This window comes from Kribbella sp. NPDC002412 (assembly GCF_053592935.1).
The window spans coordinates 19,938-32,125 of record NZ_JBSFBL010000070.1 but is presented as its reverse complement, the minus strand read 5'-3'; the positions used below and the strand labels follow the sequence as shown (position 1 = coordinate 32,125).

The window sequence follows — 12,188 nt, the reverse complement described above, 5'->3', positions numbered from 1 at the left end:
TCGACGCCGTACATCACGTGCTCGACGTGGCCGGTCGGCGACAGCAGCAGCGCGGCGGCCGGGACGATGCGGGGAGCGAGCAACGACCTGTTGCGGGCCCAGAGCAACGAACCGGTGAGCAGACGGCACTCCCAGGACACCCGTCGCCAGGCGGCCTCGTAGTCCGCCGGCCGGTCCTTCAGGACACAGTCCACCAGCTCGGCCGACGTACGCAGCGCCACGGCGATGCCCTCGCCGGTCAGTGCGTCGACGTACCCGGCCGCGTCGCCGACGAGCAGGACTCGCCCGGCCACCCGTGCCCGCACTCGCTGGCGGAGTGGGCCGGCGCCCATCACGGCGTTTGCAGGGCAGGCGCCGCGCAGACGGCGTTTCAGGGCGGGGAACGCGTCGAGGTGGGAGTCGAAGCTGCCACGCTCCGAGGTGAGGATCGCGACACCCACCAGGTCGTCGGCGACCGGAGTCACGTAAGCCTCTCCCAGCCCAGACCAGTACACCTCCACGAGATCGGTCCATGGCGATACGTGGAAGTGCCGGCGCAGGCCGCGGCGAGTGGCGCCGGGCGAACCGGCCAGGCCGAGTTGGCGGCGGATGCTTGAGTGGAGGCCGTCGGCAGCGGCCAGATAGCGGGCGGTGATGCCTGCCGCCGTCACCGAGGTGGTGTTTTGGGTGATGGCGGCGACGCGGGTGTCGACAGTCTGGACACCTAGCGAGGTCAGGCGGTCGGTCATGGACTGGTGGAGGGTGGTGCGGCGGACGCCCAGGCCGGGGCCGGCGGCGAAGCGGGCGTCGACTTGGTGGCCGGCGTCGAGGTAGCGAATGCCGTAGAACGGGCGACCGGTCAGCTCCACGCCGAGCCGCGACAAGTAGTCCACGGCGCTGTGGGCGATGCCTTCGCCACACGCCTTGTCGATCGGGGCCGAGCGAGGTTCGACAACCGCCACCGAGAGGCCGGCCAAGGCGGCTCGGATGGCCGTGGCGGCCCCGGCGGGACCAGAGCCGGCGACCAGAAGGTCGATCACTTGTGCAGGGCGGCGTCCAAGGCCGCCTCCTCGGCCCGGATCCGGACCGCCAGCAACGGGATGTTCAGCACCGTGAAGACCACGGCCGTCACCCACGCGGTGTGAACCAGCGGCAGCGCGATGCCCTCGGCAACCACCGCGACGTAGTTCGGATGCCGCAGCCACCGATAGGGGCCACGCGCAACCAGCTGCAGCCCTGGTACGACGATCACCCGCGTGTTCCACTGCCTCCCGAGCACCGTGATGCACCACCACCGCAGCCCCTGCGACAGCAGCACCACCGCGAACATCGTCCACCCGAGCCACGGGATGAACGGACGATGAGCCGCTTCGACCAGGCACCCCACCAGCAACCCGGTGTGCAGCACGACCATGAACGGGTAGTGCCCACGCCCAGACTCGACGCCACCCTGCGCGAAACTCCACCGCGCGTTCCGCAGCGACACCACCAGCTCGGCGACACGCTCGAACCCGACGAGCACCACGAGTACGACGTACCAACTCACGGCCACTCCAGGAGCACGAGCTCGGAGCAGAAGCCGGGCCCCATGGCCAGTAGCAGTCCCATGCCGACAGGATCTCGTCGCAGCGTCTCACCGAGGACGTGCAACACGGACGACGACGACAAGTTGCCGACCGCGTCGAGCGACTCCCAGGTCAGATCCAGCGCACCGGGCCGCAGCTCAAGCGTGTCCGCGACCGCCTCCAGCACCTTCGGCCCACCGGGATGACTCACCCACGTCCCGATCTCCGGAACGGTCAGCCCGTGCCCGGCCAGAAACCCCCGTACGTCGCCCCCGAGATAGGTCCGTACGACGTCCGGCACGTCCGCCCCGAGCACGATCCGGAAGCCGCCCGAGCCGACGTCCCACCCCATCACCCGCTCGGAGTCCGGGTAGAGCCGGCTCCGCGTCGCCACCACCGAAGGCCCCGACGCCAGCGGATGCTCCGAACCAGTCATGACCACTGCCGCCGCGCCATCCCCGAACAACGCCCCACCGACCAGGTTCGCCAACGACGAGTCGTCCCGCTGCAGCGTCAACGAGCACAACTCCACCGACAACAGGACCGCGACCTGCGACGGCCAAGCCTTCAAGTAGTCGTGCACCCGAGCGATCCCCGCCGCCCCACCCACACACCCCAGCCCGAACAACGGCAGCCGCTTCACGTCCTCCCGCAGCCCCAACCGCAACGCCACCCGCGCATCGATCGACGGCGCCGCCACCCCGGTCACCGTGGTGAACATGAGCAGATCGACATCGGCCAGCGTCAGCCCGGCATCCTTCACGGCCCCCGCAACCGCCTCGGCCCCCAGATCCACCGCCGCCGCGATCCACGCGTCGTTCGCCTCACCGAAGTCCTTCAGTACGGCGTACTGCTCCAACGGCAACGCCAGATGCCGGTACGACACCCCCGCGTTCGCGTGCAGCCGCCGCAGCAACGCCGTACCGCTGCCGTCAGGCAGGCAGATCGAGGCGAATGCGTCGGTGAGAGTCGACTGCGGATAGCGGTACGGCGGCAACGCGGGCCGGACCGCTGCGATCCGCGTCATCGTGGCATCGTTACTTCGGTGAGCCCCAAGGTGAGCGCAGGCCGAGTCGCCGCGACCGTCAAAGGCCTGGCACTCGCCTGCCACCCCGGGCCGACGGCCGCCGTCACCGCGCTCACCACGGCCGTGGCCTGGTCGGCCGGGCGCAGTCCGGCCGGGTGTCTCCTCGTCGCCGCAACGATCCTCACCGGTCACCTCTCGATCGGCTGGAGCAATGACGCGATAGATGCCGCTCGCGACACCATTGTGAACCGGCAGGACAAGCCAGTGGTACGTGGACTGGTGAGTCGCCGCACGCTTGCGATCGGCGCCGGAGTCATGCTGGTCGTCACCATCCCGGTCTCACTGGCCAACGGGATCGCCGCCGGCCTGATGCACCTGTTGTTCGTAGCGTGCGCCTGGGCGTACAACCTCGGGCTCAAGTCGACCGCCGTCTCCTGGCTCCCGTACGCGGTTGCGTTCGGCGCACTCCCCTCGTTCGTCACGCTCGGCACCACGGACACCTGGGCGCCGTGGTGGGCGACCGCCGCCACCGCCCTGCTCGGAGTCGGTGCCCACCTGGCAAACGTCGTACCCGACCTGGCCGACGATCTCGCCACCGGCGTCCGCGGCTGGCCGCAACGCCTGGGCAGCGCGGCCCGCCTGCTCGCCCCGGTCCCGTTGGCCGCGGCCACGATCCTCCTGGTCCTTGCCCCACCCGGCCCGGCCGGCCTGATCGGCTGGCTCGTCCTCGGCGTCGTCGCCGTACTGCTCGCCGTGATCCTGGCCTGGAAGAACGCACCCTTCCTGGTCACCATCGCGGTCGCCGCGGTCAGCGTGGCAGCGCTCGTCATCAGAGGCGACGCGCTAGTGCCGTAGCTCCTGGATCTTCGCCTTGACGCCTTGCTTGAGCACGCCCCAGCGGTCCTCGTCCCCGCGCCACAGCGACTTGGCGGTCTTCTGGATCTCGTCCCAGCTCGAGTGCGGCGGGATCGGCGGTACGTCGGGATCGCAGTGCACGTCGAGCACGGTCGGACGGTCCGCCGCGAGCGCCGAACCCCAGGCCGGCCCCAGCTCCGCGCTGGACCGGACCGTCATCGCCGCCAGCCCCACGGACCGCGCGAACGCCGCGTAGTCCACGGACGGCAGCGTCTGCGAGTCCGGGAACTTCGGCGCGCCCTGCAACGACCGCATCTCCCATGTCACCTGGTTGAGGTCGTTGTTGTGCAGTACGGCGATCACCAGCCGCGGATCGCTCCACTCCTGCCAGTACCGCTTGATCGTGATCAGCTCGGCCAGCCCGTTCATCTGCATCGCGCCGTCGCCGGAGAACGCGACCACCGGCTTGCCGGGATGCGCGATCTTCGCGCCGATCGCGTACGGCACCGCGGAGCCCATCGTCGCCAGCGTGCCGGACAACGAGCCGTGCGTGGTGTCGGTGAACCGCAACTGCCGCGCGTACCAGTCGGCCGCCGAGCCGGAGTCCGCGACCACGATGCAGTCCTCGGGCAACCGCTCGGAGAACTCGTAGAACAGGCGCTGCGGGTTCACCGGGTCCGCCTCCACCTGCGCGGCCGCGGCCATCACGTCCCACCACCGCTGCACACCGTCCTCGATCCCGCTGCGCCAGGACCGGTCCTCCTTCTGCAGCAGGTACGGCGTGAGCTCGCGCAACGTCGCCGCGGCGTCGCCGACCAGATTGACCTCGTACGGGTACCGCATCCCGATCATGGTCGGATCCGCGTCGATCTGGACCGCCCGCGCCTGGCCGAACTCGGGCAGGAACTGCGAGTACGGGAAGCTCGACCCGACCGTCAGGAGCGTGTCGCAGTCCTGCATCAGGTCCCAGCTCGGCCGCGTCCCCAGCAGCCCGATCGACCCGGTCACGTACGGCAGGTAGTCGCTCAGCACGTCCTTGCCGAGCAGCGCCTTGGCAACCCCCGCGTTCAGCAGCTGGGCGACGGTCTCGAGCTCACGCCGCGCACCCCGGGCACCCTGGCCGACCAGGATCGCGACTCGCTCACCACTGTTCAGTACGTCGGCCGCCGCCAGCAGACCCGACTCGTCCGGCACCTCCAACGCCGCCGCGAACCCGAGGCTCGACGGCACCATCTTGAACGCGTGCTCAGGCGGTGAGTACTCCAGCTCTTGGACGTCGGACGGCACGATGACCGCGGTCGGCACGGACCGGGCCAGCGCGGTCCGGATCGCCCGGTCGAGCACGTTCGGCAGCTGTTCGGGCACGTTGACGGTCTCGAGGAACTCGCTCGCGACGTCCTTGAACAGGGAGTGCAGGTCCACCTCCTGCTGGTACGAGCCGCCCATCGCGGACCGGCTCGTCTGGCCCACGACGGCGACCACGGGAACGTGATCGAGCTTGGCGTCGTACAGACCGTTCAGGAGGTGGATCGCGCCGGGGCCGGAGGTGGCGAGGCAGACGCCGACCCGGCCGGTGAACTTGGCGTACCCGACCGCCTGGAAGGCGCTCATCTCCTCGTGTCGCGACTGGATGAACCGCGGACCCTCCTCGGCCTGCGTCCAGGCGGCGAGGATGCCGTTGATACCGTCGCCCGGATAGCCGAAGACGGTGTCCACCTGCCAGTCCCGGAGCCGCTCGAGCAGGTAGTCGCCAACCGTCCTCATGAGACCTCCCTCGGTGTCACCCCCTCGGGTGCCCGCGGGCGTCTCCTTTATGCGGCGTCGGGTTTCAGCGGCGCGTTGCTGCCGAGGATCGCGGCGGTCAGCGCCTCCGCGGGCTCTTTGGAGGCGCGCGGGTTGGTGATCAGCACCAGGTCGATGGACGGGAGCTCGGGGAGGCCGGCGCTCGGTGGCGGTTCGACCAGGTCGGCGGGCATCAGCGAGCGGGCGAAGATGGCGATGCCGAGGCCGGCCCGGACCGCCGCGAGGACGCCGTTCACACCGCGGACGATGCAGGTGATCCGGCAGGAGCGGCCCGCCTGTTCCAGAGTCTGGACACCGAGCGAGCGGCTCAGGCTGGGGGCCTGGTACGCGACCAGCGGCACCGGGCCGTCGGGCGCGATCCGGGTCCCGTTGATCCCGGCCCAGACCAGCGGGTCCCGCCGGACCAGCCGGCCGTTCGGCTCGTAGCCGGTGCCGACGCTGTGCTTCACGTAGGCGAGGTCGAGGTGGCCGGACTCCACCCGGCGGAGCAGGTTGGGGCTCTGGGCAACCGTGAGCTCGAGGTCGATCCGCGGGTACAGCTGCCGGAAGTCGCGCAGGATCCGCGGCAGCGGGGTGAGCGCCAGGTCGTCGGTGACGCCGAACCGCAGCCGGCCGCGCAGCTCCGAGCCGGTGAAGTACCCGGCCGCCTCCTCGTGCGCGGCCAGGATGGTCCGGGCGAACCCGGCCATCGCCTCGCCGTCGGCGGTCAGGGTGACCGTCCGCGTGTCGCGCAGGAACAGCGGTCGCCCGACCGCCATCTCGAGTTTGCGGACATGTTGGCTGACCGTCGGCTGCCGGATACCCAGCCGCTCGGCCGCCTGGGTGAAACTGAGCGACTGCGCCACCGCCAGGAACGTGCGCAGCTGATCCGGGTCGTACATCGATGGACCTCCCATTACGCGACGCGATAAGAGTAATAGGAGTAATTCGCTATCAGAATTCAGTACCGAACCGTGAGGATGGACGTGTCCTCCCCTGACCAGTCCACTCGCGTAGGGAACGCTCTTGACCTCCCGGGCCACCGGTACTGTCCCATCCGTCCCCGACTTCCACACCCACAACAGCAAGACCGCGACCGACACGCGGCGCCGCCCCGGCTTCCGGGAGACGTTCAGCGCCCTGGAGGTCCGCAACTTCCGCCTCCTGGTCAGCGGACTCCTGGTCAGCTCGACCGGCGGCTGGATCCAGCGCATCGCCCAGGACTGGCTGGTGCTCACGATCACCGGCAGCGCCACCGCGGTCGGCATCACCACCGCGCTGCAGTTCCTCCCCACTCTCCTGCTCGGCCTGTACGGCGGCGTGATCGCGGACCGCTTCCCGAAGCGGAAGGTCCTGCTGGTCACCCAGACGACGATGGGCACGGGGGCCGCCGTCCTCGCCGTCCTGGCCTTCACCGGCTCGGTCCAGGTCTGGCAGGTCTACCTGATGGCGCTGTTCCTCGGCCTGGCGACCGCGGTCGACAACCCGACCCGGCAGTCCTTCGTCCCCGAACTGGTCGGCAAGGAGCGGGTCCGGAACGCGATCAGCATGGTCTCGTCGACGTTCCAGCTGGGTAGCATGGTCGGCCCGGCGCTCGGCGGCGTGCTGCTCGGCGCGCTCGGCACCGGCTGGGCCTTCGCGATCAACGCGATCACCTTCTTCGCCTCGATCTCCGCGCTGCTGAGGATGCGCGAGCACGAGATGCCAGGCCTGCAGGCGGCCCGCAAGGCGAGTGCCGGGATGCGGATCCGGGACGGGCTGAAGGACGGCGTGCGGTACGCGTTCCACGAGCCGGCCGTCCGCTGGGCGATCGCGCTGGTCGGGATCTACGGCATGTTCGCGATCAGCCTGCCGGTGACGCTGACCGCGTTCGCCGACCGGGTCTTCCACATCGGCGCCACCGGGTACGGCGTACTGAACTCCGTGGTCGCCGTGGGAGCGCTGACCGGCGCGCTGCTGTCCGCACGGCGGGTCCGGACGCCCCGGCTGCGGAACCTGGTCGGCATCGCGTCCTTCCTGGCCGTGATGGAGATTCTGGCCGCGATCCAGCCCTCGCTGTGGACCTTCGTCCCGCTGCTGGCCGCGCTCGGCATGGCGACGCTGATGTTCCTGACCGCCGCGCAGTCGATGGTCCAGCTGACCACGCCCGACGGGTTGCGTGGGCGGGTCTCCGGGATCTACAACCTGGTGTTCATCGGCGGCGGCGCGATCGGCGGTCCGCTGGTCGGTTTCCTCGCCCAGACCTGGGGCGCGCGCAGCAGCCTGCTGCTGTCCGGGCTGATCCCGGCCGCCGCGACGATCGCGATCGCTCTGCGGCTGCGCCGCGACGGCCGGTTCCGGCTGGTCCTGGTCCGCACCCGCTCCCCCTGGCACCAGGCCCCGGTCCGGGTCAACCTCGAGCAGACCGAGATCCAACTGTCGGCCCCGACCAGCCCGCGGGTCACGCGCACCTCGCGCCCGTTCACTCTGGGCCGCCGCCAGCACCAGCGCACGGACCCGCACACGCGGCCGATGCGCCCACGCCGGCGCCCGCAACACCACTAGTCGTCCGGGGCAGGGCCGGGAAGCTGCCTCCCCGCCCTGCCCCGGATCCGGTGGCGCTGAATACTTGACGACGTAAATTAAGCACCCCTAGGCTCGGCGAGGTCCGCTCTCTCCTCCCCCCGAGGGATCACATCGTGCTGAACCTCACCAGACGCCGTACCGCCGCGGCCGTGCTGGCCTCCGTCGCCCTGGTGTCGACGGCTGCCGCGATCGCACCGGCCGACGCGGCCCAACCCACCGCCCACCAGCCCGGCCCCAAGCCGGCGCTGGTCGAGCCGGACTCCGCCTTCCAGGGCGTCCCCGACCTGACCACGAGCGCCAAGTCCACGCCGGCGACGTACCCGCAGGTCGCGGCCAAGCCGTACATGGGCTGGTCCAGCTGGAGCCTGCAGTCCACCAACTACCCGGGCGTGAACCCGGACGGCCCGGGCAGCTTCATCTCCGAGCAGAACATCCTCACCCAGGCCCAGGCGATGGCGACCAAGCTCAAGCCGTTCGGCTACGAGTACATCAACATCGACGCCGGCTGGCAGCTCGGCGGTGACGAGTACGGCCGCCCGACCGCGAACCCGAAGCGGTTCCCGCGCGGGATGAAGGCGGTCGGCGACGACCTCCACAAGCTCGGCCTGAAGTTCGGCATCTACACCGTGGTCGGGCTCGGGTTCGACGTCTACCGCGACGGCAACACGCCGATCTACGACGCGCCCGGCTGCTTCACCCGCGACATCGTCTACCCGGACCTGCGCACCACGAACGGCTGGGACCAGGCGTACAAGATCAACTACGCGAGCCCGTGCGCGCAGAAGTACGCGGACTCCATCGCGAACCTGTTCGCCAGCTGGGGTGTCGACTTCATCAAGATGGACGGGGTCGGCCCGGGCTCCTGGAAGGGCGCGCCGGACGACCCGAACCACAACAACACCGAGGACGTCGAGGCGTGGTGGCGCGCCGTCCAGAACTCCGGCCGCCCGATGATGTACACGCTGTCGTGGTCGCTCAGCCACCGGTACGCCGACGTCTGGAAGCAGAACTCGAACGGCTGGCGGATCGACACCGACGTGGAGTGCTACTGCGACACCATCGTCCGCTGGGACGGCTCGGTGAAGCAGCGCTGGTGGGACCTGCCGCAGTGGATCGACGACGCCGGGCCGGGGCACTGGAACAACCTGGACGCGATCAACGTCGGCGTCGGCGAGATGGACGGCATCAACGAGGCCGAGCGGCAGAGCTACATGACGTTCTGGGCGATCAACGCCGCGCCGCTGTTCGTCGGTGACGACATGACCAAGCTGGACGCGTACGGCCTGAAGCTGCTGACCAACCGCGAGGTCATCGCGATCAACCAGTCCGGCAACCCGGCCCGCCCGCTGAACCAGGACCAGCTGCAGCAGGTCTGGTACGCCAAGAACGCCGACGGCAGCGTCACGGTCGGCCTGTTCAACCTGGCCGAGACCCCGGCCGCGGTGACCGGGAACTTCGACCAGCTCGGCATCACCGGCAAGGCCACCGTCCGCGACGTCTGGGCGAACCAGAACACCCGCGGCGTCTCCAGCCAGGTCAGCGCGGACCTCCCTGCGCACGGCTCGAAGCTGTACAAGATCACGCCGGAGAAGAAGGCGTCGCCGAGCAAGCCGGCCGACCTGACCGCGACCGACGTGAGCCGTACGACGGTCACGCTCGGCTGGCAGCCGAGCACCGGCGCCTCGTCGTACCAGGTGTTTGCCAACGGCAAGCAGGTGGCGACCAGCTCGACCACGAGCGCGGTGGTGACCGGGCTGCTGCCGCAGACGCAGTACACGTTCACCGTGCAGGGCGTGTCGGGCGGCCGGGCCTCGGAAGCGAGTGCGCCGGTCACCATGTTCACCTCGAAGTCGGGTGGGCCGGTGAAGTACGAGGCCGAGGCGTCGACCAGCACGCTGACCGGGAACGCGGGCATCTCCGGCTGCAACCTGTGCTCCGGCGGCCAGAAGATCGGCAACATCGGCTACGACGCGTCGGTGACGCTGAACGACATCACCGTGCCGGCCACCGGGACCTACCTGGTGAAGATCGCCTACACCGACGGCGACACCAGCCGGCAGAGCATGCTCACCGTCAACGGCGCCGACGACTACTGGGTGAACTACCACGGCCTCGGCGACAACGACTGGGGCACGCCACAGGTCACCTACCTGCCGATGAAGCTCCAGGCCGGAACCAACTCGATCAAGGTGCACAACCCGGGCGGCTACATCGCCGACATCGACTGGATCACCGTCTGACGGTTGTCCACAGATCGCGGGGCCGGCCTTCCCCTGGGCCGGCCCCGTGCCTTTACTGGACGAATGAGCGCCTATCCCGAACCTCTCGTCCCGCCTGGCTCGACCGCGCCGGTCCCCCGCCGGATCCGCGCGACTCTCGGCGATCGCGTCGTACTGGACACGTCGGACGCGATCTATCTGTGGGAGTTCCCGCCCTACCCGCAGTACTACGTGCCGGTCGCGGACGTGGCCGACGGGGTGCTGGCTGACACCGGCGAGACGAAGACGTTCGAGCACGGTGTCGCGCGGGTGCACACCGCGGGGTCGGGCAAGGCGTGGGTGTACGACGACGGCGTCGCGAAGGACCGGGTCCGCTTCCAGTGGGACGCGCTGGACAGCTGGTTCGAGGAGGACGAGGAGGTCTTCGTCCACCCGCGCAATCCGTACGCGCGCTGCGACGCGATCAAGTCGACCCGGCATGTCCAGGTCGCGGTCGACGGCGTCGTCCTCGCGGAATCGGCCTCGACCGTGATCGTCTTCGAGACCGGGCTGCCACCGCGCTACTACTTCCCGCGTACGGCGGTGCGCCTGGAGCACCTCACCCCGAGCAGCACTGTCACCTCCTGCCCGTACAAGGGCACGACGTCGGCCTGGTGGTCGGTCGGCGACCGCGCGGACCTCGCCTGGTCCTACGACTTCCCCACCGCTCCGCTGCTCCCGATCGCCAACCACATCGCCTTCTTCGACGAAAAGGTCGACACCACCGTCGACGGCGTCCTCCAGGACCGCCCGATCACCCCGTTCTCGGACTGACCCGGGTCACTTCCCACCGGGTCTCAGGTCCGCGATCAACTGCTGGAAGTGGGGGCACGCGGTGAAGTCGGGGGCCTCGCAGGTGAGGGCGTGCTGGATGAGGCGCTTGGACTCCTGCGCCTGGCGGATCTGCTCGTCGAGGACGGCGTCCTGCTCGGTGAGGACCGCTCGGCGCTCGGGGCCGCCGGGGGCCTCGAACATGCGGCGGATCTGGTCGAGGCTGAGGCCGGCGGCCTTGGCGCGCTGGATCATCACCACGCGAGCGACGTGCGACTCGTCGTACCGGCGTTGGCCGCCGACTCGCGCGGCCGGGGTGAGCAGGCCTTCGTCCTCCCAGTGCCTGAGCACATGAGTGGCCAGCCCGAACCGGCCCGCGAGGTCGCCGATCCCGAACATCAGATCGCCGAGGTGACGCCGCCGTCCATGGTGATGATGGCGCCGGTGACGTAGCTGGCGAGCGGGGAGGCGAGGAAGACGGCGACGTTGGCGACCTCGGCGGGTTCGCCGGCTCGGCCCATCGGGATCTCGGCGACCATCTCCGCCAGCAACTCCTCCTTCGGCCGGCCGCTCGCGCGGACCGCGGCCTCGAGGCCCTCGTCCACCCGGGCCGTTCGAGTCATGCCGGGGTTGATCACGTTCACCCGGACGCCCTGCCCGGCGTACGCCTTGGCGTAGCCGACCGACGCCAGCATCAGCGCCGCGTTGGCCGCGCCACCGCCGATGTGCAGCGGGTTCGCCGCGCGCCCGCCCTGGCCGACCACGTTCACGACCGCGCCGCTGCCGCGCTCGGCCATGCCGCGGATGACCGCCTCGGTCGCGTGCATGTAGGTGAAGTACTTCGCCTCCATCGCCGCGTGCAGCGCCTTACTGTCCAGCTCGTCGACCGGCGTCCGCCGGGCCGCGCCCGCACAGTTGATCAGGATGTCCGGTACGCCGATCCGCTCGAACGCAGCCCTGGTCGCGTCGGCATCGGTCAGGTCGACCGCCTCGACGCCGTAGCTCAGCCCCTTGGCCGCGAGCTCCTCCTGCGCCTTCGCGAGATTCCCGGGGTCACGGGAAATCCCGGTCACCTTCGCACCCTCCGCCGCGAGCGCCTCCACGCAGGCCAGCCCGATCCCCTTGCTCGCTCCGGTGACAACCGCGGTCCGACCGGACAGTTGCAGATCCACGTGCCGACTCCTTCTCGTCCCTCACTGGCCCCCGGAAAGTCTACGGCGCGGCGTGGATGCCGTGAGCAATCGTCACCTTTCGGACGTCGGGGCCATCGGCAACGAATTGGGATTGTCGCTGTTGTGGGCTGGAACGGGCCAGTACGATAGGTAACCAGATCGACACTCTTTGTTTCGACGCCTGATGCCCGAGCTGTTGCCCTGAGCACCCGAC

General features: G+C 69.8%; 11 protein-coding genes. 4 read left to right on the top strand and 7 right to left on the bottom strand.

Annotated elements, in window-relative coordinates; genetic code table 11:
- The 3 genes from ACWCOV_RS36645 to ACWCOV_RS36635 all read right to left on the bottom strand — a co-directional run.
- Positions 1-1,019, bottom strand: a 1,019-nt coding sequence (locus ACWCOV_RS36645) for an NAD(P)/FAD-dependent oxidoreductase (protein ID WP_449833963.1), incomplete at its 3' end; no start/stop codon positions are given.
- Positions 1,016-1,525, bottom strand: coding sequence for an isoprenylcysteine carboxyl methyltransferase family protein (locus ACWCOV_RS36640; RefSeq protein ID WP_449833962.1), 510 nt, complete (start codon positions 1,523-1,525; stop codon positions 1,016-1,018). The genes ACWCOV_RS36645 and ACWCOV_RS36640, both read right to left, overlap by 4 nt.
- A complete protein-coding gene (locus ACWCOV_RS36635; RefSeq protein ID WP_449833961.1) occupies positions 1,522-2,571 on the bottom strand; it encodes a type III polyketide synthase in 1,050 nt (349 codons plus the stop codon). Before ACWCOV_RS36635 ends, ACWCOV_RS36640 begins: the two co-directional genes overlap by 4 nt.
- Positions 2,572-2,589: 18 nt before the next feature.
- Here ACWCOV_RS36635 and ACWCOV_RS36630 point away from each other — a divergent pair, with 18 nt between their 5' ends.
- Complete coding sequence (locus ACWCOV_RS36630; protein WP_449833960.1) at positions 2,590-3,426, top strand: UbiA family prenyltransferase; 837 nt, start codon at positions 2,590-2,592, stop codon at positions 3,424-3,426.
- Here ACWCOV_RS36630 and ACWCOV_RS36625 read toward each other — a convergent pair.
- Together ACWCOV_RS36625 and ACWCOV_RS36620 are read right to left on the bottom strand one after the other, a co-directional pair.
- Positions 3,415-5,190 (bottom strand): thiamine pyrophosphate-requiring protein, encoded by a 1,776-nt coding sequence (locus ACWCOV_RS36625; RefSeq protein ID WP_449833959.1) that lies wholly within the window; start codon positions 5,188-5,190, stop codon positions 3,415-3,417. The two genes, ACWCOV_RS36630 and ACWCOV_RS36625, sit on opposite strands and share 12 nt — an antisense overlap.
- Before the next feature lie 47 nt (positions 5,191-5,237).
- Positions 5,238-6,110: a LysR substrate-binding domain-containing protein gene (locus ACWCOV_RS36620; RefSeq protein ID WP_449833958.1), complete on the bottom strand. Its 873-nt coding sequence runs from the start codon at positions 6,108-6,110 to the stop codon at positions 5,238-5,240.
- A gap of 124 nt (positions 6,111-6,234) precedes the next feature.
- Here ACWCOV_RS36620 and ACWCOV_RS36615 point away from each other — a divergent pair, with 124 nt between their 5' ends.
- The 3 genes from ACWCOV_RS36615 to ACWCOV_RS36605 all read left to right on the top strand — a co-directional run bounded on the left by ACWCOV_RS36615 (position 6,235) and on the right by ACWCOV_RS36605 (position 10,805).
- The gene (locus ACWCOV_RS36615; RefSeq protein ID WP_449833957.1) at positions 6,235-7,752 is read left to right on the top strand and encodes an MFS transporter; all 1,518 of its coding nucleotides are present in this window, start codon (positions 6,235-6,237) and stop codon (positions 7,750-7,752) included.
- A gap of 134 nt (positions 7,753-7,886) precedes the next feature.
- Positions 7,887-10,013 (top strand): fibronectin type III domain-containing protein, encoded by a 2,127-nt coding sequence (locus ACWCOV_RS36610; RefSeq protein WP_449833956.1) that lies wholly within the window; start codon positions 7,887-7,889, stop codon positions 10,011-10,013.
- Between the two features lie 63 nt (positions 10,014-10,076).
- Entirely contained in the window at positions 10,077-10,805 is a 729-nt protein-coding gene (locus ACWCOV_RS36605) for a DUF427 domain-containing protein (protein WP_449833955.1), read from the top strand.
- 6 nt (positions 10,806-10,811) lie between these two features.
- On the opposite strand, the gene ACWCOV_RS36600 is transcribed toward ACWCOV_RS36605, so the two are convergent.
- Positions 10,812-11,201, bottom strand: coding sequence for a MerR family transcriptional regulator (locus ACWCOV_RS36600; protein ID WP_449833954.1), 390 nt, complete (start codon positions 11,199-11,201; stop codon positions 10,812-10,814).
- Positions 11,201-11,974 (bottom strand): SDR family NAD(P)-dependent oxidoreductase, encoded by a 774-nt coding sequence (locus tag ACWCOV_RS36595; protein WP_449833953.1) that lies wholly within the window; start codon positions 11,972-11,974, stop codon positions 11,201-11,203. Before ACWCOV_RS36595 ends, ACWCOV_RS36600 begins: the two co-directional genes overlap by 1 nt.
- Positions 11,975-12,188 lie beyond the last annotated feature (214 nt).